The 22,490-nt window shown below is 60.2% G+C and carries 19 protein-coding genes, 2 tRNA genes and 1 pseudogene; 10 read left to right on the top strand and 12 right to left on the bottom strand.

Annotated elements, in window-relative coordinates; genetic code table 11:
- Positions 1 to 70: 70 nt before the first annotated feature.
- The 5 genes from nrdI (at position 71) to ABZS45_RS00930 (ending at position 4,738) form a co-directional block, all read left to right on the top strand.
- A complete protein-coding gene (nrdI, locus tag ABZS45_RS00950) occupies positions 71 to 520 on the top strand; it encodes a class Ib ribonucleoside-diphosphate reductase assembly flavoprotein NrdI (protein ID WP_193629730.1) in 450 nt (149 codons plus the stop codon).
- A 67-nt stretch (positions 521 to 587) separates the two neighbouring features.
- A complete protein-coding gene (gene nrdE / locus ABZS45_RS00945; RefSeq protein ID WP_412100250.1) occupies positions 588 to 2,783 on the top strand; it encodes a class 1b ribonucleoside-diphosphate reductase subunit alpha in 2,196 nt (731 codons plus the stop codon).
- Between the two features lie 51 nt (positions 2,784 to 2,834).
- Positions 2,835 to 3,860, top strand: coding sequence for a class 1b ribonucleoside-diphosphate reductase subunit beta (nrdF, locus tag ABZS45_RS00940; RefSeq protein ID WP_412100249.1), 1,026 nt, complete (start codon positions 2,835 to 2,837; stop codon positions 3,858 to 3,860).
- Positions 3,841 to 4,116 carry a hypothetical protein gene (locus tag ABZS45_RS00935; protein WP_158014706.1) on the top strand — a complete coding sequence of 92 codons (276 nt, stop codon included), beginning with the start codon at positions 3,841 to 3,843 and terminating at the stop codon, positions 4,114 to 4,116. Before nrdF ends, ABZS45_RS00935 begins: the two co-directional genes overlap by 20 nt.
- Before the next feature lie 40 nt (positions 4,117 to 4,156).
- The gene (locus ABZS45_RS00930; RefSeq protein ID WP_022862715.1) at positions 4,157 to 4,738 is read left to right on the top strand and encodes an NADPH-dependent FMN reductase; all 582 of its coding nucleotides are present in this window, start codon (positions 4,157 to 4,159) and stop codon (positions 4,736 to 4,738) included.
- Between the two features lie 183 nt (positions 4,739 to 4,921).
- On the opposite strand, the gene tig is transcribed toward ABZS45_RS00930, so the two are convergent.
- From tig to ABZS45_RS00915, 3 genes are all read right to left on the bottom strand, one after another.
- Positions 4,922 to 6,277: a trigger factor gene (gene tig, locus ABZS45_RS00925; RefSeq protein ID WP_412100247.1), complete on the bottom strand. Its 1,356-nt coding sequence runs from the start codon at positions 6,275 to 6,277 to the stop codon at positions 4,922 to 4,924.
- 73 nt (positions 6,278 to 6,350) lie between these two features.
- A tRNA-Pro gene (locus ABZS45_RS00920) sits at positions 6,351 to 6,424 on the bottom strand.
- Positions 6,425 to 6,561: 137 nt separating this feature from the next.
- Complete coding sequence (locus ABZS45_RS00915) at positions 6,562 to 7,365, bottom strand: DUF1542 domain-containing protein (protein WP_412100246.1); 804 nt, start codon at positions 7,363 to 7,365, stop codon at positions 6,562 to 6,564.
- 202 nt (positions 7,366 to 7,567) lie between these two features.
- Here ABZS45_RS00915 and ABZS45_RS00910 point away from each other — a divergent pair.
- Positions 7,568 to 7,642: transfer RNA gene (locus tag ABZS45_RS00910), tRNA-Gly, on the top strand.
- Between the two features lie 172 nt (positions 7,643 to 7,814).
- Positions 7,815 to 8,645, top strand: coding sequence for an aldo/keto reductase (locus ABZS45_RS00905; protein WP_412100245.1), 831 nt, complete (start codon positions 7,815 to 7,817; stop codon positions 8,643 to 8,645).
- Here the strand turns inward: ABZS45_RS00905 and ABZS45_RS00900 are convergent.
- On the bottom strand, positions 8,642 to 9,115 hold the full coding sequence (locus ABZS45_RS00900; protein WP_412100244.1) for a ribose-5-phosphate isomerase: 474 nt from the start codon (positions 9,113 to 9,115) through the stop codon (positions 8,642 to 8,644). The genes ABZS45_RS00905 and ABZS45_RS00900 overlap by 4 nt on opposite strands.
- A 102-nt stretch (positions 9,116 to 9,217) precedes the next feature.
- Here ABZS45_RS00900 and ABZS45_RS00895 point away from each other — a divergent pair, with 102 nt between their 5' ends.
- Positions 9,218 to 9,595: an MFS transporter gene (locus tag ABZS45_RS00895; RefSeq protein ID WP_412100242.1), complete on the top strand. Its 378-nt coding sequence runs from the start codon at positions 9,218 to 9,220 to the stop codon at positions 9,593 to 9,595.
- Here the strand turns inward: ABZS45_RS00895 and ABZS45_RS00890 are convergent.
- Entirely contained in the window at positions 9,592 to 10,206 is a 615-nt protein-coding gene (locus ABZS45_RS00890) for a DsbA family protein (protein WP_412100241.1), read from the bottom strand. The two genes, ABZS45_RS00895 and ABZS45_RS00890, sit on opposite strands and share 4 nt — an antisense overlap.
- A gap of 101 nt (positions 10,207 to 10,307) precedes the next feature.
- Between ABZS45_RS00890 and pepN the strand changes: the two genes are divergently transcribed.
- Both pepN and ABZS45_RS00880 read left to right on the top strand, forming a co-directional pair.
- Positions 10,308 to 12,848 carry an aminopeptidase N gene (pepN, locus tag ABZS45_RS00885; protein ID WP_412100240.1) on the top strand — a complete coding sequence of 847 codons (2,541 nt, stop codon included), beginning with the start codon at positions 10,308 to 10,310 and terminating at the stop codon, positions 12,846 to 12,848.
- Between the two features lie 183 nt (positions 12,849 to 13,031).
- Entirely contained in the window at positions 13,032 to 14,204 is a 1,173-nt protein-coding gene (locus tag ABZS45_RS00880; RefSeq protein WP_412100239.1) for an HNH endonuclease signature motif containing protein, read from the top strand.
- Positions 14,205 to 14,476: 272 nt separating this feature from the next.
- Here ABZS45_RS00880 and ABZS45_RS00875 read toward each other — a convergent pair whose 3' ends face one another.
- The 7 genes and pseudogenes from ABZS45_RS00875 to ABZS45_RS00845 all read right to left on the bottom strand — a co-directional run bounded on the left by ABZS45_RS00875 (position 14,477) and on the right by ABZS45_RS00845 (position 22,482).
- A complete protein-coding gene (locus ABZS45_RS00875; RefSeq protein WP_412100238.1) occupies positions 14,477 to 15,223 on the bottom strand; it encodes a GntR family transcriptional regulator in 747 nt (248 codons plus the stop codon).
- 56 nt (positions 15,224 to 15,279) lie between these two features.
- Positions 15,280 to 15,954, bottom strand: coding sequence for an SDR family oxidoreductase (locus ABZS45_RS00870; RefSeq protein ID WP_412100237.1), 675 nt, complete (start codon positions 15,952 to 15,954; stop codon positions 15,280 to 15,282).
- A gap of 17 nt (positions 15,955 to 15,971) precedes the next feature.
- Positions 15,972 to 17,159: an alkylhydroperoxidase domain protein gene (locus ABZS45_RS00865; RefSeq protein WP_412100236.1), complete on the bottom strand. Its 1,188-nt coding sequence runs from the start codon at positions 17,157 to 17,159 to the stop codon at positions 15,972 to 15,974.
- A gap of 30 nt (positions 17,160 to 17,189) precedes the next feature.
- Positions 17,190 to 18,891 (bottom strand): annotated as a pseudogene (locus ABZS45_RS00860) (dipeptide ABC transporter ATP-binding protein).
- 1 nt (position 18,892) lies between these two features.
- A complete protein-coding gene (locus ABZS45_RS00855) occupies positions 18,893 to 19,747 on the bottom strand; it encodes an ABC transporter permease (RefSeq protein WP_412100235.1) in 855 nt (284 codons plus the stop codon).
- On the bottom strand, positions 19,744 to 20,766 hold the full coding sequence (locus ABZS45_RS00850; RefSeq protein WP_412100234.1) for an ABC transporter permease: 1,023 nt from the start codon (positions 20,764 to 20,766) through the stop codon (positions 19,744 to 19,746). The genes ABZS45_RS00855 and ABZS45_RS00850 overlap by 4 nt, the downstream gene beginning before the upstream one ends.
- The gene (locus ABZS45_RS00845) at positions 20,767 to 22,482 is read right to left on the bottom strand and encodes a TIGR04028 family ABC transporter substrate-binding protein (RefSeq protein ID WP_412100233.1); all 1,716 of its coding nucleotides are present in this window, start codon (positions 22,480 to 22,482) and stop codon (positions 20,767 to 20,769) included.
- Between the last annotated feature and the right edge of the window lie 8 nt (positions 22,483 to 22,490).

Below are 22,490 nucleotides of genomic sequence, written 5' to 3'. Positions count from 1 at the left end.
CTACGGTGCGGCGTAGTTTGCAACTACGGTAGTGCGTAGTTAATCTTTTCGATCATCACCTATCCCACTTATGGCTAAGGCCAGGATGAGCAGGATTGTCATGTCAGACTCACCAGATTTGGTGTACTTTTCTAGCGTTTCTGAAAACACAAAAAGATTCGTCGAACGCTTAGATAGACCCGCAGTGCGCATTCCACTGCGGCCCAAGAAAACCGGAATGATCCAGGTTTCACACCCGTACGTACTCATCGTTCCAACCTACGGCGGTGGCTCGCTCAAACGCGCAGTCCCCAAACAGGTCATCGACTTCCTCAATGACCCAATCAACCGTTCCTTTATCCGGGGCGTTATTACCTCAGGCAATACCAACTTCGGAAGCGCTTACTGCGTCGCCGGCCGCATCATTTCCGCTAAGTGCCACGTTCCAGAGCTGTATCACTTCGAGCTACTCGGCACGCAGAAGGACGTTACCGCTGTAAAACAGGGCCTTCACAAGTTTTGGGAGCAGCAAAGCAACTAACAATTACACCCCATTGATTTCCCACAAAATGAAGACCACATCCGCAACACACAGATTGGAAACCACAATGCCGCCACTTAAGGCCACCCCCACACAGCCCATTGGCCCTACGCCCCGCACCGCTTCAGCAGACGATGCCGGCGGTGTCGGTAAGCGCAAGAGCTACCATGCACTCAACGCGCAGCTGAACTTGTTCGACGCTTTTGGAAAAATCCAGTTTGACAAGGACATTCAGGCAGCACAAGACTATGTCACGCACCATGTCGCTCCCCGCATGCATCAGTTCGATTCCACCAAGCAACGCTTGGAATGGTTGGTTGATAACGAGTACTACGAGCGGGATTTCCTTGAGCTTTATGATGACGCCTTTCTGTGCGCTATGTACGACAGAGCACATCAAGCTAAGCACCAGTTCCGCACCTTCCTCGGCGCATTTAAGTTCTTTACTTCATATGCACTGAAAACCTTTGATGGCTCGCGATTTCTGGAAGGCTACGAAGAACGTGTCGCCACCACAGCTTTATACCTTGCACAGGGCGACGAAGAGCTCGCAGAAAAACTGGTGGATGACATCATGACCGGACGCTTCCAGCCCGCCACCCCTACTTTTCTCAACGCAGGGAAAGCCCAGCGTGGCGAAATGGTCTCCTGCTTCCTCCTTCGCATCGAAGACAATTTGGAAAGCATTGGCCGCAGCGTGAACTCTGCACTGCAGCTTTCAAAACGCGGCGGTGGTGTGGCCTTGTTACTGAGCAATCTGCGCGAATCCGGAGCCCCAATCAAAAAGATTGAGAACCAAGCTTCCGGCGTAGTCCCAGTCATGAAAATTCTGGAAGATAGCTTCAGCTATGCCAACCAATTGGGCGCCCGGCAGGGCGCTGGAGCCGTCTACCTACATGCGCACCATCCAGATATTCTTCGTTTCCTGGATACCAAGCGGGAAAATGCCGATGAGAAAGTCCGCATCAAGACTCTTTCGCTGGGAGTTGTTATTCCAGATATAACCTTCCGGCTGGCCAAAGAGAACAAGGATATGCATCTTTTTAGCCCGTATGACATCGCTCGCGAGTACGGCGTAGCCATGTCTGACATGTCTATCACCGAGTATTACGACGAGCTGGTTTCCAATCCGCGAATTTCTCATACGACTATCAAGGCCCGCGAGTTTTTCACCACGCTGGCTGAGCTTCAGTTTGAATCTGGATACCCCTACATACTCTTTGAGGATACGGTCAACCGCGCTAATCCCCTCAAAGGACATATCAATATGTCCAATCTGTGTAGTGAGATCCTCCAGGTCAATACGCCATCCACCTACGGCGCCTCAGGTAACTACACCACCGTTGGCCAGGATATTTCCTGCAATCTAGGGTCGCTCAACATCGCTAAAGCTTTTGAATCACCGGACTTTGGGGAAACTGTTGAAACCGCGGTGCGCGCTCTCACGAAGGTCTCAGACCTAACAAATATCGAAGCTGTTCCTTCCATCGCTCACGGTAATGCATCCATGCATGCCATCGGGTTGGGTCAAATGAATCTCCACGGTTTCCTGGCTTCCAAGCGTATTCCTTATGGCTGCGCCGAAGCACTGGACTTTACAAATATCTATTTCCTGACCGTGACCTATCATGCGCTCCGTGCATCCCATGCACTCGCGGTTGAGAAAGGTCAACGATTCACTGGCTTTGAAGAATCCACCTATGCCACTGGCGTCTACTTCGACAAGTACATCGACCAAGACTGGGCGCCGGCCACTGACCACGTAAAACAGCTATTCCATGAGGCTGGCGTGCAGATTCCTCAACGCGAGGATTGGCTACGCCTCAAGAACCAAGTGATGCAAGACGGCATCTACAATGCCTACTTGCAGGCAGTTCCACCCACTGGATCAATTTCCTACATCAATGACTCCACCGCGTCCATACACCCGATTGCCTCCAAGATTGAAATACGCAAGGAAGGCCGCTTGGGGCGCGTGTACTACCCCGCACCGGAAATGACCAACGACAACTTGGAGTATTTCGATGACTCCTACACCGTGGGGTACGAAAAAATCATCGACACCTACGCTATGGCCACCCAACACGTGGACCAAGGGCTTTCCCTGACTTTGTTCTTCACCGCTGACACCACTACGCGGGACATCAACAAGGCACAAATCTATGCCTGGAAAGCCGGAATCAAGACCTTGTACTACATCCGTTTACGCCAACCTGCACTCCAGGGAACCGAGGTCGAAGGCTGCGTTTCCTGTGCTCTGTAGGAACACGGTCCTTCCTTCATTCACAACCATCCATCAAGAAAGAAAGAATCTATGTATTCAACATCAAACACTGCTGAGCTAACCAGCATCTCAGTTACACCGCCAAGTTACCGGCATGACCCTTCAGCCCGCATCCGCGCCATCAATTGGAACCGGGTGAGCGATGACAAGGATCTTGAAGTGTGGAACCGTCTCACCGCCAATTTTTGGTTGCCAGAGAAGGTCCCGCTTTCTAATGATCTCCCGGCGTGGCAGAAGATGACGCCCGAGGAACGCAACCTCACCATGCGGGTGTTCACGGGACTCACCACCCTGGATACTGTCCAGGCCACTGTGGGAGAAATCTGTCAGATTCAAGATGCCCGCACCGAACACGAGGAGGCCGTGTATACCAACATCGCCTTCATGCAGTCAGTCCATGCCCGTTCTTACTCTTCAGTGTTTTCTACCCTGAGCAGTACAAAGGAAATTGATGAAGCATACCGTTGGGCGGTGAATAATGACCTTCTCCAGGCACGCGCCAAGAAAGTGCTCGAGCACTATTTTGGGCCGGATCCACTCAAACGCAAGGTGTCATCGACGCTGCTTTCCTCGCTGCTTCTCTACGCGGGTTTCTATCTTCCCCTGCACTTTTCCGTCCACGCCACCCTGACAAATACGGCAGACATGATTCGCCTCATTCTGCGTGACAAGGCAGTGCACGGCTACTACTCGGGCTACAAGTACCAGCGCGGTTTGGAATCCACGACCCCGCTACGGCAGAAGGAAATGCATGATTTCACTATTTCCTTGCTCGAAGAGCTTTATGCCCTAGAGCTGGATTATTCCGGCGAGCTATATGAGCCGTTGGGGCTCATGGATGATGTAGCTGTATTCGTTCGCTATAACGCCAATAAGGCGCTCATGAATTTGGGCTACCCGGACTACTTCCCACCTGAAGAAACGGAAGTGAACCCGGAAATCCTCGCTGCCCTAGCGCCCGGAGCAGATGAAAACCATGACTTCTTCTCTGGATCTGGTTCCTCCTATGTCATTGGCACCGCTGAAGAAACGAGTGATGATGACTGGGATTTCTAAACCGTTTCCACGACCAGACCAAGGAAGCTGGCTTGAGACCATCGCGCTGTTTGAAGCCATCCGCGAAGGAAACCAACCAGCAGCCATGCGGCTTTTGGATACGTCCGCCGCACGGGAGGCCGTCCTCGGAGGACTGTTAGGACTCATCGAACTGTACTTCCGCCATGAAGAAGAAGACAAAGTGGATAACTTTCTTACTGCCGCCCACGCCGCCGGGCCACCGCCTGCCTTTGGCTGCAAGCCTTTTCTCCCTTGACCGCATGTACCTACGCCCAACTAAGAAGAAAGGACTTTCTATGACCACCCCACGTATCAGCGTTATCGTCGGCAGCCTGCGCCGCGGCTCATTTGCGCGCAAGATTGCACACGAAGTGCTCACAATGATCCCTGAAAACTACCAGGCAGACATCGTTGAAATCCGTGACTTGCCGCTCTATGACTTCGACTACGATGACCCCTCGGTCACGGACAAGCCCATTCCAGCTGAGTACACCACCTTCCGCGACACCATCAAGAACTCGAGCGGCGTCCTCTTTGTTACCCCGGAAAATAACCGTACTATCCCTGCCTGTCTCAAGAATGCAGTGGACATCGGTTCCAAACCCAACTCGGATGTGGCTTGGAAGAACCTTCCCGCAGGTATCATCAGCCACTCTGTAGGCCGCATGGGCGGCTACAGTTCACAGAAGAACCTCCGGCTCGCCCTGTCCTACTTCGATATGCCGCTTCCTGGTCAGCCCGAGGTATTCCTTGGCCAATCCCCCACCCTCTTCGAAGACTCCGGCCATCTCAATGAAGGCACCGCAGGCTTTGTCAAAGACTACGTTATACGCTTCCTGCAGTTGGTCGACATGACATTAACAGCCAAGCACAGCTAGCGAAGGCGACTAACCCTAGCCACCCTCTACGAAGTACTTGAAGGCTTCTAAAGGGCCTTCTCAAAGACACAAACCCCGGATTCACACTCATCCTTGAGTTACCTGAATCCGGGGTTTCGCTTTCCCTCGAGCACACACAAAAGGCCCAGCGCACGCACGCTGGGCCTTGAGCATGAAGGGCTATTACTCGGCGTCGGTAGCCTCGGCCTCGTCCTCGTCGATCTCACCGAAGTACTGGTCAACATCAACCTTGTTGCCGGCCTCGTCGGTGACCTCGGCGCGGCAGATAGCCATTGCCAGGGCCTTGCCACGGCGAACATCGGAGAACAGGTTACCCAGCTGGTTGCTGGACTGCAGCTGCTGGATGAACTGGTTCGGGTCCATGCCGTAAGACTGCGCGGTGAACAGGATGTGGTCGGTCAGCTCCTGCTGGGACACCTCCGGCTCCTCGATCTCAGCCAGGGCGTCGAGGAAGAGCTGGGTGCGGACGGATTCCTCAGCGGACTTGCGAGCATCAGCGTCGAACTCCTCGCGGGTCGTGCCCTGTGCCTCAAGCAGCTGGGCCAGAGCCTTCTCGTCGTGAGCCAGCTGGCCCATGACCTGGTGCAGCTGAGCGTGAACCTGCTCATCAACGATGGAGGACGGCAGCTCGAAGGAAACCTCTGCCAGAGCGGCCTTCAGGACCTCATCGCGGATGGCAGCAGCCTGCTCGGACTTCTTGGACTCTTCGACGCGGGACTTGGTGTCCTCTCGCAGCTCGTCGATGGTGTCGAACTCGGAGGCCATCTGCGCGAACTCGTCGTCGAGATCCGGCAGCTTGCGCTCCTTGGTCTGCTGGACGTGGATCTTCACGGTGGCCTCTTCGCCCTCGTGCTCACCGGACTGGATGGTGGTGGTGAACTCGTTGTCCTCATCGGTCTTCATGCCACGCAGTGCGGTATCGAGACCCTTAATCAGGTTGTCGTCACCGATGCGGTAGGTCATACCCTCGTGGGAAGCCTCATCTAGCTTGGTGCCATCAACTTCGGTGGTGATGTCGACGATAGCGAAATCACCGGTCTTCATCTTGCGCTTGGTGTCCTTGAGCTCACCGAAGCGGGAAGCCAGGTCCTCGAGTGCCTTGTCGACGTCCTCTTCGGAAGTCTCCAGCGCCGGCACCTTGACGGAAATCTTGGAGAAGTCCGGCACCTCAAACTCGGGACGAACGTCTACCTCAGCGGTGAACTCGACGAAGTCGTTGTCCTCCAGCTTGGCAATGTCAATCTCCGGCTGACCAATAACCTTGAGATCGTTTTCTTCAACGGCCTGCTCGTAGCGGGACGGCAGCATGTCGTTGACGACCTGCTCGAGGATGGGGCCACGACCAAAGCGGGCGTCGATAAGCTGGCGCGGAGCCTTGCCCTTACGGAAACCCGGGATGGAAACCTGCTGCGCGATCGCCGCGTAGGCCTGATCGATTTCCTTGTCCAGCTCAGCAAACGGAACGTTGACGGTGAGCTTGACGCGGGTATCGCTCAGCTTGTCTACGGTGGTCTTCACGAGAAACTCTCCTGATTGTGATCGTTCAAAGATGAAATTAGGGGGCCTGGATGAGTGTCCAGGCCCCCATACGTCGGGGCGACAGGATTTGAACCTGCGACCCCCTGCTCCCAAAGCAGGTGCGCTACCAAGCTGCGCCACGCCCCGTATGGAAAGCCTCTGCGCCCGGAAGTTCCGCACGCAGCTGCGCTTCATACTGGGGCTAGTGTACCGATAGCTGCTTGACTATCCCAACACCGGCCCCAATTAAACTTTGTTTCCCCACGTCAGGGGCAGCTTTAGCGCTAGAAGTCGAAGTCGAAATCAAACATTCCGCCATCGCCCCCGTCGCCACCAAACAGGCCGTCGAAAAAGCCGCCCTCCACGCCTCCCCCGGCGTCACCGGCACCATCCATGGCGCCGCCGTCCATACCCTCGGCGCCGCCCATGTCTCCGCCCCAGTCGCCGCTTTCAGCGGCTGCGGCGGAGTAGCCCACTCCCGCCATGCCGGCGAACATGGCGTTGAACATCATGGAGTATCCCACCATCCACACGCCGGTGGTCAACGCGTCAGCCCACCACGGGCGCGAGTACCAGCCGGCCGGGACCGGGCGCCCTGCGACGACACCACCCGGGTAGTAGTTGGGGGTTTCTGCGGATGCGCTTGGCGACGCTGTCAGGGTCTCCCCGTTGGCCTCCACCGTGCGGGTCTCCGTCACCTTGCCGGCCTGGCGCTGGCCTTCCAACGGCGGCAGCTCTGGACCCGGGTCCATACCCATAATTTCACGGGCCGCCGCAACATAGTAGAGACCCTCCAATGCAGATTCGCGCGCTAGGTGCGCCTGCTTGACCGTGGTGGCCTGGGAGATTGCCGAGTTAGCGGCGGTAAAGCGCTCGGAAGCATCCGCCATAGCCTGCTGGGAGGCGGTATCCGTGCCGCTGATATTCATCACCTGACCACCGAGACGCTCGGTCCACCGGCGGGCATCCGCCATCGCATCATCAAAACGTTGGGATTCTCGCAGCTCTTGCTGCTTCTTCCCGTTTCGCGAGGACAGAAACCAAGCGCCGCCGCCAACGACGAGGATGAGGAGCAATAACGAGCTCACGAAAGCACCACTTTCATCTCAGAGTCGAATTGTGTGTTGTCGTAATTATGTACCTATCCAAAATAACGTCCTTTACCCCTTTCTAGTTCCCATTTTCGTTTCAGCGCCCACGTGCGCTAAAGTAGTTCGCACGCCGATTCATTGGCTTTCAAGCGCAGTGTTTTCACAGTCGGAGCTTTGAAAGTTGGAGATCGTCGGTTGTGGGAATGTCGTATAGTGGCTAATACCTCAGCCTTCCAAGCTGAAGACGCGGGTTCGATTCCCGTCATTCCCTCCAAGAAAACAGCCCCACTACCTGCGAAAACAGGGAGTGGGGCTGACTTTGTACTGGCCTGTACCGGCAACCATGGTAGCTAAGGCGGTAGCTGGGCTTAAGGGTCATTTTGTTGTGCGGCTTCCCCTTGCATCTTTTCTGCATGGATGGCCGCACTCTGCGTAGAGTGGGCCGCATGACTGTACCCAATATCGAACTCCACGATGGCAACACTATCCCCCAGCTCGGCTTCGGTGTCTTCAAGGTTGACCCCGACAAGACCGAAGAGCTGGTCCTCGAAGCCCTCAAGGTGGGCTATCGCCACATTGACGCCGCTGCTATCTACGGCAACGAGGAAGGCGTGGGCCGCGCTATCGCCAAGTCCGGCATTCCGCGCGAAGAACTATTTATCACCACGAAGCTGTGGAATGACCGCCAGACTGACGCGGCCGCTGCTCTCGACGAGTCCTTGGAAAAGCTGGGCCTCGATTACGTGGACCTCTACCTCATCCACTGGCCCTGCCCGGATAATGGCACTTATGTCGAATCCTGGAGGCAGCTCATCGAGCTGAAAAAGGCCGGCAAGGCCAAGTCCATCGGTGTTTCTAACTTCGAACTGGAGCACCTGGACCAGCTGGAAACCCAGACTGATGAAACCCCCGTGGTCAACCAAGTGGAGCTGCACCCCTACCTGCAGCGCTGGCGCGAGCTCGACGCCTTCCGCGCCCACAAGGTACAGATTGAGGCTTGGGGCCCACTAGGCCAGGGTAAGACGGACCTCTTCGAACTGCCGGAAATCACCGAGCCTGCCGAAAAATACGGCGTTTCCCCCGCCCAGGTGATTATCCGCTGGCATCTACAAAACGGCGTCATCGTGTTCCCGAAGTCCGAAAACCCGGAGCGCATCGCGCAGAACTTCGATGTTTTCGGCTTCGAGCTAGATGAATCCGAGATGGCTGCAATCACCGATCTCGATCTCGGGGAAGAGGGCCGCGGCGGCACTCACCCCGCAGAGATGAACTACTAAGCCTCCGGAAGCTCCGGCGGAATGTTGGTGCGCTCGTACTCGGCAAGAATGTCGATGCGGCGCTGGTGGCGCTCAGCACGAGACCACTCCTGATCCAGGAAGGCATCCACGATAGCCAGCGCCTCCTCCTCAGAGTGCATGCGGCCGCCGATGCCGATGAGCTGAGCATTATTGTGCTCGCGGGCGAGGCGTGCGGTCTCAGGGGACCAGGCCAGCGCGCAACGTGCACCCTTGACCTTGTTAGCAGCGATCTGCTCGCCGTTTCCGGAGCCGCCGAGCACGATGCCCAACGAGCCCGGATCATTAACGGTCCGCAACGCGGCTTCAATGCAAAATGCCGGGTAATCATCCTCGGCGTCGTACTCGTGGGAACCGCAGTCAATAACGTCGTGGCCCTGCTTCTTCAGGTGTTCAGCGATGATGTTCTTCATCTCGAAACCTGCGTGGTCTGCTCCTAAATAAACGCGCATGCCCCACATCTTAGCGGGCAGGGCGACTGCCCGCTGAGCCCTGCCATTAATAACGTGCGTTTGCTACGCTCGGTGCCGCCCGCTCAAAAGAGGAGATTTTCCATGCCCATGACACGACGCGTGGCCGCCTTATACCTCATAGCTTTTCTCATCGGCGCCGGCTTGTTCGCCGCAAATTTCTTCACGGAACGCAGCTTCCTCCTGCCCCTGGTCATGGCGATCGTGATGACCGTGGCTCACCTCGGGGTGGGCGCATGGTGGATAGCCCAGAAGCCACACCGTGCAGCCGGCATCACTGCTGGTGTGCTGGCTCTCCTCGCAGGCGTTTCATGGGCTACGTGGGTGGCCGCCGCGTGGGAGGAATTTCAAGCGCAGGCCTCCCTCCCAATCATCAACATTGCCGGGCTACCTGCCTTCGTGCTTAGCCCGGTAGTCCTCATCTGCGTCGCCGTACCGGCGATGCAGAATCGAGCTCGCTAGACCTGCGGGGCTTCCGTGCGGGAGCGCTTGAGCTCGAAGAAGTACGGGAACTGGGCCAGGCGCACGGAGGCGTCGAAAAGCTCGCCGGCTTCCTCGCCGGTAGGAACGCGGGTAATCACCGGGCCGAAGAAGGCGGTATCACCGAACTTCACCACTGGGGTACCGACCTCATCGCCAACTTCGGAGATGCCACGGTTGTGGAACTCGGTGAGCTTCTCATCCATCTCCTCGGTGTTGGCCACGGAGGCGAAGATGGAGGGGAGGGAGGCGTCGTCAAGCGCCTGCTTGATGATGTCATCGTAGGCACCGTAACCTTTCTTGCCGCCCTGGCCTTCCGTGTGGATGCGGGTGCCCATCGCGGTGTAGAAGGCATCGACCTTGTCCGGGGCCTCCACGGCGATCTTGGCCGCCACGCGGGCAGGGCCCCAGTTGGCCTCCATCATCTTCATGTACTCCGGATCCAGGTCGCGGCCCTTGTTGAGCACAGAGAGGGACATCGGCTGGAAGGTGACCTCAATATCGCGAACCTTCTCCACTTCCTTAATCCAGCGCGAGGTCAGCCAGGCGAAGGGGCACGAGCAGTCAAACCAGAACGTCACCTGTTGAGCCATAGTAAATCTCCTTTGTTTGTGTGGGCTTTGGCACCCCACCCTAGGCGTGTGACTACGCTGGTGCAGAGACTAAAGGTACCGAGAAAGAGGAGAGACAGCACATGACCTCGATTAACCTCACCCGCGAGGAAGCCCAGCAGCGTTCCGACATGGTGGAGGTAAGCCACTACGACGTCGCCCTCGACCTCACCGGGGAAGAGTTCTTCACCTCCACCACGGTGGTGAAATTCCGCGTGACGAAGGCCGGCTCGACCTTCATTGACCTGCGCGGTGATGAGCTTCTCGAGGTCCGCCTCAATGGCGCTCCCCTGCCCACCAGTGCTTATGACCCGACCTATGGCATCCCGCTGTCAGGACTGCAGGTCGCGGAGTATGAGCTGAAGGTCGTGGCGAAGATCCGCTACTCCCGCACCGGCGAGGGTCTACACCGCTTCGTCGACCCGGTAGATGGTGAAGCCTACCTCTACACCCAGTTTGAGACTGCCGACGCCAAGCGCGTCTTTGCCTGCTTTGACCAGCCGGATTTGAAGGCAACGTACTCGCTGACTTTTGAGGTCCCGGAGCACTGGACGGTGATTACCAACTCCCCCATGACGCGTTCAGGCAATACCGTGCGCGCTGCGGTGGACTACCCGCTGTCGACCTACCTGATTGCGCTGTGCGCGGGCCCGTACGTTGGTGTGACGGATACGTGGACCGGCACTTTGGCGGAGCATTCCGAGGGCTCGCCGGCACAAACCGTTGAGGTGCCGCTGGGGATTTACTGCCGCCCCTCGCTGCTGGATTCGCTCGACGCGGAGCGCCTCTTCACCGAGACTAAGCAGGGCTTTGATTTCTATCACCGCAACTTCGGCTTTGCCTACCCCTTTGGCAAATATGACCAAATCTTCGTGCCGGAGTTTAACGCCGGTGCGATGGAGAACGCCGGCTGCGTGACCATCCGTGACGAGTACGTCTTTACGTCTCAGGCCTCGCACTACAAGTACGAGCGCCGCGCGGACACCATCCTGCACGAGCTGGCGCACATGTGGTTCGGTGATTTGGTGACCATGCAGTGGTGGGATGATTTGTGGCTCAACGAGTCTTTTGCTACCTGGTCCGCGGCGATTTCCCAGGCGGAGGAAACTCAGTACGACACCGCGTGGGTGACCTTTGCCAACGTCGAGAAAGCTTGGGCCTACCAGCAAGATCAGCTGCCCACCACGCACCCGATTTCCACGGACGCCTCCGATATTGAGACCGTGGAGCAGAATTTCGACGGCATTACCTACGCCAAGGGTGCGTCGGTGCTCAAGCAGCTGCAGGCCTATGTGGGCCGTGAGAACTTCTTCGCCGGCGTGCGCCGCCACTTCCAGGAACACCAGTGGTCGAACGCCACCTTCGGGGATCTGCTGCGCCACTTGGAGGAGGCCTCAGGGCGTGACCTGTCCTTCTGGGCACAGCAGTGGCTCAAGACCACGGGCGTAAACACGCTGGGCGTGGCGTTGGGTACGGACGAGTCCGGCACCATCACGCAGGCCTACCTCACCCAGCGTGGTGATACCCTGCGCACGCACCGCGTCGCTGTCGGCGTCTATGCCTTGCAGGGTGAGAAGGTGGTGCGCACCGAGCGCATCGAGATGGATATCGACGGCTCCTCCACCGAGATTCCGGAGCTTGAGGGCCGCGCGCTTTCCGACGTCCCCTTCATCCTTCCCAACGACGATGACCTGACCTACTGCCTCATCGATCTGGATGCGGGTTCTTTGCAGTTCCTGCTGGAGAATGTCGACAAATTCGAGGACCCCATGGCCCGCACCCTGTGCTGGTCCACCGCGTGGGAGATGACCCGTGCAGGTACCATGCGCGCCCGCGATTTCGTCGCGCTCGTCGCCCGCGGTGCGGCGGCGGAGACTGAGCTCGCCGTGCTCGAGCGCATCCTCTCCCAGGCCGCCACCGCGCAGTCCACCTACGCCGATCCGGAGTGGGCTAAGGAGGACACACAGCTTGCTGACGCCCTCCTGGCGGGCGCCCGCTCCGATAACGCCGAGCGCTCCATCGTCTTCACCCAGGCGCTGGCCGGCATTAAGCTTCACGACGCCTCCCGCGCCTTCTTCCAGGACCTCCTTGAGACCTCCTCGGATGCGGGCCTGCGCTGGAAGGCGCTCACCGCGCTCATCGCCGATGGCTCGCTTGCCAGCGCCACCGGTCCCGAGCACGCCGGTGCTGCCATGACGGCTGTGGCTGAGGAACTTCAGCGCGATAACACCGCAACGGGTTACCAGGCGTCCCTCAAGGCGTTGGCAGCCGTGAACACCGAGGACAACAAGCGCGCGGTATGGGACGAAATCGTCGCCGGTGAGTTGGGTAACCGCGACTTGGAATCGAAGCTAGCGGGCCTGACCTTTGTCGGCTCCGACGAGCTCCTGCCGAGCGCTGAGTTCTTCGACGTGGCGGAGAAGATCTGGTCCGCGCAGTCCAACGAGATTGCTCTCACCACGGTGACCGGGTTGTTCCCGCGCTGGGATGTCAGCCAGGAGACCCTCGACCACGCCGACGAGTTCCTCTCCCGCGACCTGGCCGGCGGCCTACGCCGCGCAGTCACCGAGCAGCGTGACCGCCTCGCCCGCGCCCTGCGCAACCGCGCCATCGACCGCGGTTAGTCCCCAGAGCACACGCGTCTAGCCCCTCACCTGAGGGGCTTTTCTCGTTCCGTCCCTCCCCACAGATGCCGTTCCCCAACCAATCCCTTTCCCTGCCCTTAGTCGGCGTTAACCCCGCCTCTGAGCAGGAATTTTGCCCCCTCCGGTTGCGGGGTTGCGGATGCTGTTTTAATCTCTGTGCCCATGGGGGATATCGAAACCTACATCCACCTACGCAACTCGGGGATTGCACTGGTGGAACATGTACCTGGCACACCCGACGAACTCCGCGCGCTCGGCGCGGATGCCTCCGATGCTGCTGAGCTTTCACAACTACACCAGGTCTACTTCGGCCCGACCCGCTTTACAGGTAAGCAGAAAAAGGCCCGCCAAGCAGCACTCAAACAACGCCACAGCCTCGGCACCCTCACACTGATTGAGACCTACACCGCACGCGTGAAAAAGACCCTCGATGCCTGGAACCTCCGAGCAAAACTCGCCGCCACACCCGCACACCGCATCCCCACCGTTGCCGCCGCACGGCTAAAAGAACTCAAGCGTAAACGAACCGCCAAACCAGGCGTGCGGATTACCTACAGAGCCGAAGGCCCCAACACGCTCTCCATTACCGACGATGCCACCACGATTGCCAACATGCGCGCAGTCCTCGAATCCACCAACACCACCGACCTCCTCCAAGCCGCCAACGACGTCTTCTTCAAAGAAGGCACCGGTTCTAAACCCGCGGTGCGCACCCAAGTCATCGTCACCCTGAACGAGCTCGACCAGATCATCAACGGCGAGGGCGATGAATTAGAGCTCAACATCACTAACGGCGGGCGCATGACCGGGGCAGAGTTTTTGACCCACAAATTTGCCGAAATAGGGTATGCCACCATCGTGCATCCCCTCGACGGGCCCATCAACACCTGGCGCTTAGAGCGTGGGGCAAACCTCAACCAACGCCTTAGCCTGCATGCTGAATTCCACACCTGCTCACGCCCTGGGTGTAATAAACCAGCTGATTACTGCCAGGTGCATCACCTTATCCCCTGGCAGGCAGGTGGCTACACCAATATTAAGAACCTGACCTTCCTATGCGCCTACCACAACGGCATTAACGACGATGACCCTTTAAGGCCCACCGGGCGCGGCTACATGTACCGACTTAACACCGGGGTGACCTTCATCCCACCCTGGGGTGCACCAATTACCGCAATGCCGGAATACCAAGAAGCAGTCGCCAGACTCACCGCCGAACAAGCCACAGGACAAGCCACCCCAACAACCCCGGCCACAGGACCAGACCAAGGAGCTGCCACAACACCGGGCACAGCACCACAACAACCACCAGACCCACCACCCGACAGCAGCTAACACCCGCAGCCACCACACACAGGAAGGACAGCGCCAGCCACCTGCACCAACAGCACCCCGACAGCGCCACCCGTCAACCAAAGCCAGGTTGACGGGGGACTCGGCGATCCCAAGCCCCGCCGCACGTGCCGCCGGAAGCAGCAGGAGCAACGGGGCCTCCTTAAGCCCTTAAAGGGCGAAGCCCGCCAACCGGATGAAGGTTGGTGGGTTGCCCGGCGTGCGCATTCGCATCTCCGGGCGAGGCAGAACGTCTGGAGCCCTCGCGGGGGTTTCTAGTCGAGGGTCGGCGTGGGATCCTCGCCGATGACGACCTCCACCGTGGCTGCATCAGGGCGCAGTGTCTCCTCCAGCTGAGCTACTACGACGCCGCCCTCTGCCTTGATGGTTCTCGTAATGCGCAAGACCGGCTGGTTGCGCCCCACGCCCAGGGCCTTTTGTTCCTCCGTGCGCGCGGTGGCAGGCACGAGGGAATCGCGTTTAAACACTGGCGCCAGACCGAGGCCTGTCAACAGCTCGGTCAGCGGCTTCTGTACGTCCTCTTCCGTAAGGCTCGGCGCCAAGGCTTGTGGGATAAGGAGCGTGGAGGCCATAATGGGCGAGTCCTCAGTCACCTGCACCGTGCGGCACTCCCACACGGAATCACCCTCCTCAATTTCAAAGGAGGAGGCAAGGTGCCCAGGCGCATCAATGAACGTCAGCGACAGCACCCGTACTTCCACATCGAGGCCATGCTCACGCAATTGGTCGAGGGCACTGCGGCCACTCGTCAGACTCAGCGTGGGCGGGGTGGCGCGCACGAAGGTGCCGCCGGTGCGGCCACGCTTGCGGTCAATAAGGCCTTCGATCTGGACAACGTCCAGCGCGTGGCGCACGGTCATGCGCGCCACTTTGTATTCCTGAACCAGCTCCCGCTCAGTGGGAAAGCGGTCACCCGGCTTCAGCTCACCGGATTCAATCTTGCTCCTGAGCGAATCCGCGATCACCAAATAGGCGGGGCGGCGGCGTTGAGAGGTGGACACGCCTCATAACTGTACCGTGTGCTGGGTTTTTCGCATCTTGAGCGAGATTGCGCCGCCTACTTGCGCTGGTTGAGCTCAACGCGCGGGCGCACGCGGATCTCCGTCAGCTGCGTCGTCGGTCCTGCGTCGACAGTGGCGCGGATGGCCTTTGCCACCTCGACCGGGGCGATAACGTGCTCCGGGTTGTAGTCCTGCAAGCCCTGCAACATCGGGGTATCCGTCGGGCCGGGCGCGACGGTGGACACGCGGATACCGAGTTCGCCGAGGCGCAGGCCGTCAGCCAGCGCGTAGAGCGCGTGCTTGGTAGCGGCGTAAATGACGTTGTCGCCGTAGGAGTGGATGCCCGCACCGGAATTGATGAAGACCGCAAGACCTTCCGCTGCACGCAGCGCAGGCAGCAACAGGCGGGTCAGCTCCGCCGGAACATGCACGTTAAGGTCCATCTGCCCGCGCCAATCCTCAGGGCTGGCGCTTTCCACCGAGCGCTTGTCCGCCCGGGCCGCCGCGTGCACGAGCACATCGATGCGCTCAAGCGCAGCCAGTTCGGCGGGAAGCGCTGCACCGTCGAGAAGCGACAGCAAGTCGACGCTCACCGGCACGATGTTGTCCGCCTCCGGCAGCTCCCCGGCGCGCCGCCCCAGGGCATACACGCGGTGGTCCCGGGCTAGGTCCTTGATGATCTCCACGCCCATTCCACCGGTTGCCCCGGTCACAACGGCAGTCTTCACCATGTTTGTTCCTCCTTCAGTTAGCGGAAGCGCTTCGGCACATCCGGCTCCCCCAGCGTCAGCATCAGGCGGTTGGCCCAGTTGAAGAACGCGGAGGAGTTAATGACGTCGATGATGGCTAGCGTATCGAAACCCGCCTCGCGGAGAGCATCCACGTGGGAGGAATCGAACGAGAAGGGCGACTCGGTCAGTGCCAAAGCTGCTTCGCGGATGGCGGACCACTGCGCCGAGCCCAGGTCGGCGGAAACGCCCTCATCGAGAAGCCGGTCGATCGCCGCGGCGTCACCGCCCTCATCCTTGGCGCGCTGCTGGTGCACCGACGCGCAGTACTCGCAGCCATTCAGGCGCGAGACCACCGTGGCAGCCAGCTCACGCTCAGCGCGCCCTAAGCCACCGTCGGTGTTGTAGAAGATGTCCAAATCCGTCAGCGTGCGCGCCTTGAGCGCGGCCGGGTCGCGGGCCAGCAGGCGGAAGTACTCCATGTCGATGCGCTCGGGCTTAATCAGCGCGTCACGCTGCACGTCGGTGAACTCCTCCTTTGGCTGCGGCGGCACCCACGGCTTCCAGCCCAGCGAGTGCGCCACAAAACACTGCGGCTTGACGACGTCCGGCACCAACGTCCCCTCCCCCGGCACCCACTCCGGGGTCTGGGTGGAACACGGCGCCTCAGTCACAGGCGCGGGCTGAGCGCTACCGGCCAGCACAGACAATCCGTGCGCTACACGCAGCTGGAAGGACAGGAAGCTAACGAGCTGTCCCAACGTCACGATGTCATCGTTGGACCATCCGGCTGCCTGCAGGTGACCGATCACGGCCGGGGAGGCGTCCTTGGGGTGGAAGGCCAGCAGGTGGGCGAAGTCGAGGGCGGCGGCGAGGCGCGGGGAGCCGTCGAAAAGCGTGAAGCCGCCATCAATATAGGGGCCAGTGGTAATGCCGCGTTCCACCGCGCGGGCTATTTCTGCAGCAAGCTCCTCCGATTCTTCTTCCAACAAGTCGGAGTAAAACTCAACCGCCCGCGGGGCCTGGTAGATGCCCGCCACAAAGGTCGCGATGGCGTAGCGCTCCGCATAGCTGAACGTGCCGGGCTCTTTAGGCTCAAAGAGTGCGGCGAAGGAGGCCTGCGCGTTCTCCTTTGCTTCAGGCCGGCGCTCGCGCAGCTGGGCGACGTCCTCGCTTGCATTTGCCAGTAGGTTAATGATGTCTGCCATGAATTAATCCTTTCTTGTGTTCGCCCCAGGCTACAGGCCGAGGTTGAGGTCACCGGCGCGGTAGCGCGAGCCGGGGATGGCCTCGATAAGCTTGCGGGTAAACGGTGATTGCGGGTTGCTAAAGACCTCGGCCGTGGGCCCATATTCCACCTGTTGTCCCTTCGAGAGCACGGACACGGTATCGGAAATCTGGTTAACCACCGCCAGGTCGTGGGAAATGAAGATGTAGGTCAGACCAAGCTCGTCCTGGAGCCGGGCAAGCAGCCGCAGGATCTGGGCCTGCACGGTGACGTCGAGGGCGGAAACGGCCTCATCGAGGATGACCAGCTCCGGCTCCACAATCATGGCGCGGGCGATGGCCACGCGCTGGCGCTGCCCGCCGGAGAGCTCGCGTGGACGGCGGTCATAATGATCCGGGTTGAGGGCGACCAACTCTAGGAACTCTTTGGCCTTGGCTTTCGCGCTGCTTGCCGCCACCCCCTTCAAATTCCGCAGCGGCTCCGCCACCGTCTGGCCAATCGTCTGCTTGGGGTCCAGCGAGCCATAGGGGTTCTGGTAGACCAGCTGGATGTTGCTGCGCTCTTCGCGCAAGGCCTTGCCGCGCAGGCCTACGATATCGCGCCCGCCGACGGTGATGCTGCCCGCAGTCGGGGTGTTGAACATCGCGATGCTGCGCCCGGTGGTGGTCTTGCCGGAGCCGGACTCGCCCACGATAGCGTGGGTCGAGCCCTTAGCCACGGTAAAGGAGATGTCATCGACCGCGGTGAAATCACCGAAGCGCTGGGTCAGACCTTCTACGCGCACCAAAGGTTCACCGACAGCGCGAGTAGTCGGCGCGCCGGTAGATTCAGATGAAGCACGCTGAGTGCTTAGGTTGCCCTGGGGTGCGACGGCGCGGGCAGTTGACGTGCCGGCGTCGGCGACGGTAAGGGAGGGGGCGTCGGCAAGCAGGCGTTTGGTGTAGTCGTGGCGCGGGTTGGTCAGCACCGTAGCGGCCAGGCCTTCCTCGCGCAGCTGGCCGGATTCCATGACCACGACGCGGTCGGCGCGGTCACCGGCCACGGCGAGGTCGTGGGTAATGAAGAGGATGCCCATGCCGAGCTCCGCGCGCATGTCATCGAGGAGGTCGAGGATGATCTTCTGCACGGTGACATCCAGCGCGGAGGTGGGCTCATCAGCGATGATGAGATCTGGCTCCAGTGCCACGGCAGCAGCGATGAGAACACGCTGCTTCATGCCGCCGGACAGCTCATGCGGGTACTGGTTGTAGCGGCGCGCAGGGTCATCGATGCCGACGCGCTCCAGCAACTCCAATGCCTTTGCCTTGCGTTCGGCCGCGGTGCCGACCTTGTGGATGCGCAGCCCCTCCTCCACCGAGGCGCCGATGGTCTGGACAGGGTTCAGCGAGTTATTCGGATCCTGCGGGATGAGCCCGATGCGTCGCCCACGCAGCTCACGCCACTGACGGCGGCGAAGCGAAGTGATATCGCGGCCATCGAAGGTGATGGTTCCGGCATCGATGCTGGCATTCGAAGGCAGCAAACCAATGGCGGCCATGGCGGAGGTGGTCTTGCCGGAGCCGGACTCGCCCACGATGGCGGTCATCTGCCCAGGATGCACCTCGAGGCTGACGCCCTGGACCGCGGGAACGTCACCCCCCGGCGGTGGAATAGGACACGTTGAGGTCCCGCACGTGCAGCAGGGGCTGCGCTGCATTCTTTGTAACAGTCATGTTAGGCCTCCACAGGGAAGTTCTGGGACAGACGGTTGGCGGACATCACCACGGCGACCAAAGCGATACCGGGCAGGATGATGAGCCACCAGGCGGTGGCCATGAAGTCGCGGCCTTCGGCGATGATAAGCCCCCACTCCGGGGTCGGCGGCGGGGCGCCGTAGCCCAGGAAGCCGAGGATCGACAGCTGCAAAATAGCGGTGCCGAATTGCAGGGTGGCCAGGGCGATAACCGGGGTGAGTGAATTGGGAAGGATATGGCGGAAGAGCACCGTGGCGTGGGTGGCGCCCGCACCGTACGTGGCCTCGATGTAGTCCGAGCTGGCCACGGAGATCACCTGGGAGCGGGCCAAGCGTGCAAAGGTCGCCACCGAGGTCGCACCGACAGCCACCGCCGCCTGCACGGAGCCGAAACCCAGCACGATGATGATGGACAGCGACAGCAGGATGCCGGGGATGGACAGCAACACGTCGACGACGCGCATAAGAACGCTATCCACCACTCCACGCAAAGAGCCGGCGAGAAGGCCGATCAGCGTACCGATGACGAGGCCAACAACCACGGCGATCAGCGCGCCAAGCAGCGACTGGCGGGCACCATAAACGATGCGCGCGTAGAGATCGCGGCCCACCGCGTCGGTTCCCATGAGATGGCCGGACTCCCCCGGCGGCAACAGGGCTACATCGGTGCCAGCATAAGGGTCAGCTGAGGTGAACAAGCTCGGGAACAAAGCGGCCAAGAATGCGATCGCGAGGATCACGATGGCGATGATGGAACCCGGCGCAAGCCACGGGTTGGAGGTCTGGCGGCGCGGCGCCCATGAAGAACGCAGCGGTTTGGTGTGCGTCATGCTCATGAGCGCACCGTCCTTTCCTGAGTATCGGCCGACAAGTCAGCCTCCGGGGTGGTGGAATTCGTGCTGCGGCGTGCTTCACGCTTCGGGGCGCTGGCGCGCAGGCGGGGATCGAGCACCGGGTAGAGCAGATCCACCACGAGGTTGATGATGATGTAGGAGGTCGCGGCGATGAGAACCACCGCCAGCAGAACCGGGGTATCGCGGTTGGCCACGGCCTGGGCCACCATGTATCCCAAGCCGGTGCGGCCAAAGACGGTTTCGGTGACCACGGCACCGCCAACGAGCTCGCCGAAGAGCAGGCCCGCCATGGTCAAGGTAGGCAGCAGCGAATTACGCAAGACGGTGCGCCAGAAGATCCAGGACTCCGAAGCACCGCGTGCGCGTACCGCTTGGACGAAAGGCCGCGATTGTGTCTCATCGATAGAACGGATCAGCACCTGGATGAGAGGGGCGGCCATGGGCACCGACAGCGTCAGGGTGGGCAAGATGAGGCCTTCGACGTTGCCGGGTTCGATGACGCGCACCCAGCCCAGCTGGAAGGAGAAGAACTGAATGAGCAGGATGGCAATCCAGAATCCCGGCAGCGACACCATGAAGGAAGGCAGGCCCCGGAAGAAAGAACCGATGGCACCGAGCCCCGGCAGCGTCGCTAGGAAGGCAACGAGCACGGCGACGATGAGCGCCAAGCCAATGGCGCTGGCGGCGAGGATGAGGGTGTGGGGAAGGGCGTCGGCAAGCAGCGTAGCTACCGGGGCGCCCGACTGCGTGGAGTTACCAAAGTGCCCGGTAAGGAAGCCACCCAGGGAGGTGAAGTACTGCACCACAAGCGGCTTGTCCGCGCCCATCTCCTCCCGAATGGCATCAATCTCCGCCTGGGACAGGCCCAGGGCAGGGTCGCCGAAGCGCGACTGCACAGCATCCGACGGCAGCGCCGACAGAAGCAGGAAGGCCACGGTGTAGGTAATGAGCAGCACGAGGAGGGCCTGCCCAATGCGGCTGAAAATCTGGCGGGTTGTCATTTATTTCTCCTCCTCACCCGATGCCGCGCGCTGGGGCGCGGCGTCGATGCTGACCTCGTAGAACCACGGGCGCGCCACCGATTCCGGGCTAAAGCCAGTGATGCCCGGTCGCACGGCATAAACCACGGGTTCCTCGAAGAGCGGGAGCACATAGGACTGCTCGGTGAGGTAGTCCTGCACCTCTTCCGTGGCCTTGATGCGGCCTTCTTTATCGGGGGTATCGAGGACGGCGTCGAGAAGCTCCTGCAGGTGCTCGTCGATGGGATTGCCCTCCGCGTCCTGGTTGAGGAAGGCATCGCGGTTGTTGATGCCATAGAGCGAGGTGATGACGGCGTAGTCGGCGCGGCCCACCATCGAGTGGTAAATCTGCACCTTGTTGACGTCCTTGGCATCGGCGTTCTGGGTGGCCTGGTCACCGGCGTTGACTTGGATGCCGATGCCCAGCTCACCTAGCTGGTCCTGCACCATGGTCATGACTTCCTTGGAGCGCGGCTGCGGCAAAGCGGTGTTAGTGCGCAGGACGAGGTGCTGGCCGTCCTTGACGCGGATACCATCCGGCCCGGGTTCCCAGCCGGCCTCGTCGAGAAGCCGCTTGGACTCCTCCGGGTCGAAGGTATAGGCGGCGGACTGATCCTTGTAGGCCAGGCCGGTCTTGGCCACCGTGGAGGTGGCCAGCGGGTAGGACTCGGAGAAGAGCACGCGGAGGATCTCCTCGCGGTCCACGCCGTGGATGATGGCCTCGCGCACGCGCTTGTCTTGCAGCAGAGGGTGGTCGAAGCGGAAGGCGAACTGGTTGTTCATGGAGTTCGTGCCGCGCGAGACGATGTCAACGCCTTGTTCTTTCAGCAGCGGCTCCTGCGGGGCGGAGATCTGGCGGGCGATATCGGCCTGGCCGGAGAGGATGGCGCCGGTTCGCACGGACTCTTCGGCGGCGAGGATGTAATGGACGCCGTCGATGTCCGCGCGGCCTTGGTGCTTCACGGCCGGCGGAGCCCAGTCGTAGTCCTCGCGGGTCTTGAGCTTAAGGTCGGTGCCGATTTCCTCCGACTCCACCACGAAGGGGCCGGAACCGATGACGTTGACCGCGTTGCCGGGGCCGAAGCCCTCGTTGTCTAAAGCCAACGTGGAATCGGAGAGCAGGCCGGCGTTATAGGCGGAGGTGGCTTGGAGGAAACCCGGGGAGGGCTGAGTGAAGTAGAACTTCACGGTGTCCTCGTCCACGACTTCGCCGCGGTCATAGTTGGCGATCTGCTCGGAGCTGGTCAGCGTGCGGGATTTATCGCCGCGGCCGAAGAGGTCGAAGTTGGCCACGACGTTCTCGGCGGTCAAAGGAGAACCATCGGAGTAGGTGACGTCGGTGCGGATAGTAAACGTGTATTCCGTGGCATCGGCGTTGACCTTGGGCATCTCCGTGGCGATCCATGGCGAGAGTTCCAGGGTCTCGGGGTCTTGGTAGAGGAGGCGGTCGGTCAGCTGGTTGACCACGCCACCGTTGGGGTAAAAGCCGGCGGCCGGCGGATAGAGCGTGCGGAAGAATTGCGGCTCGAGGTAGGTGAGGACGTTATCCTCCCCGTCCGGCCGATCCGCGGCAGAGCAGCCCGCTAAGGCGAGGGCTGCTGCCAGGGTGGCGGCGAGTGCGCGTAGAGTTTTCACGGTAATGCTTTCAGAAAGTCGGTAGTCGGTTTGTGCTGTGTCTCTGGATTTAACACAACGCATACTGAGCG

The organism is Corynebacterium aurimucosum (assembly GCF_046895345.1).
GTDB classification, from domain to species: Bacteria; Actinomycetota; Actinomycetes; order Mycobacteriales; family Mycobacteriaceae; genus Corynebacterium; species Corynebacterium aurimucosum_G.
The sequence above is the reverse complement of the archived record's forward strand: the minus strand, read 5'-3'. Positions and strand labels throughout refer to the sequence as shown.

Bases quoted from the DNA above. Each gene is read 5' to 3' on its own strand.
- ABZS45_RS00930 (WP_022862715.1), top strand. From the start codon at position 4,157: ATGACCACCCCACGTATCAGCGTTATCGTCGGCAGCCTGCGCCGCGGC.
- ABZS45_RS00935 (WP_158014706.1), top strand. From the start codon at position 3,841: ATGATGACTGGGATTTCTAAACCGTTTCCACGACCAGACCAAGGAAGC.
- pepN (WP_412100240.1), top strand. From the start codon at position 10,308: ATGACCTCGATTAACCTCACCCGCGAGGAAGCCCAGCAGCGTTCCGAC.
- nrdE (WP_412100250.1), top strand. From the start codon at position 588: ATGCCGCCACTTAAGGCCACCCCCACACAGCCCATTGGCCCTACGCCC.
- ABZS45_RS00905 (WP_412100245.1), top strand. From the start codon at position 7,815: ATGACTGTACCCAATATCGAACTCCACGATGGCAACACTATCCCCCAG.
- ABZS45_RS00845 (WP_412100233.1), bottom strand. From the start codon at position 22,482: ATGCGTTGTGTTAAATCCAGAGACACAGCACAAACCGACTACCGACTT.
- nrdF (WP_412100249.1), top strand. From the start codon at position 2,835: ATGTATTCAACATCAAACACTGCTGAGCTAACCAGCATCTCAGTTACA.
- ABZS45_RS00900 (WP_412100244.1), bottom strand. From the start codon at position 9,115: ATGCGCGTTTATTTAGGAGCAGACCACGCAGGTTTCGAGATGAAGAAC.
- ABZS45_RS00895 (WP_412100242.1), top strand. From the start codon at position 9,218: ATGCCCATGACACGACGCGTGGCCGCCTTATACCTCATAGCTTTTCTC.
- ABZS45_RS00870 (WP_412100237.1), bottom strand. From the start codon at position 15,954: ATGGTGAAGACTGCCGTTGTGACCGGGGCAACCGGTGGAATGGGCGTG.
- ABZS45_RS00865 (WP_412100236.1), bottom strand. From the start codon at position 17,159: ATGGCAGACATCATTAACCTACTGGCAAATGCAAGCGAGGACGTCGCC.
- ABZS45_RS00855 (WP_412100235.1), bottom strand. From the start codon at position 19,747: ATGAGCATGACGCACACCAAACCGCTGCGTTCTTCATGGGCGCCGCGC.
- nrdI (WP_193629730.1), top strand. From the start codon at position 71: ATGGCTAAGGCCAGGATGAGCAGGATTGTCATGTCAGACTCACCAGAT.
- ABZS45_RS00890 (WP_412100241.1), bottom strand. From the start codon at position 10,206: ATGGCTCAACAGGTGACGTTCTGGTTTGACTGCTCGTGCCCCTTCGCC.
- ABZS45_RS00850 (WP_412100234.1), bottom strand. From the start codon at position 20,766: ATGACAACCCGCCAGATTTTCAGCCGCATTGGGCAGGCCCTCCTCGTG.
- ABZS45_RS00880 (WP_412100239.1), top strand. From the start codon at position 13,032: ATGGGGGATATCGAAACCTACATCCACCTACGCAACTCGGGGATTGCA.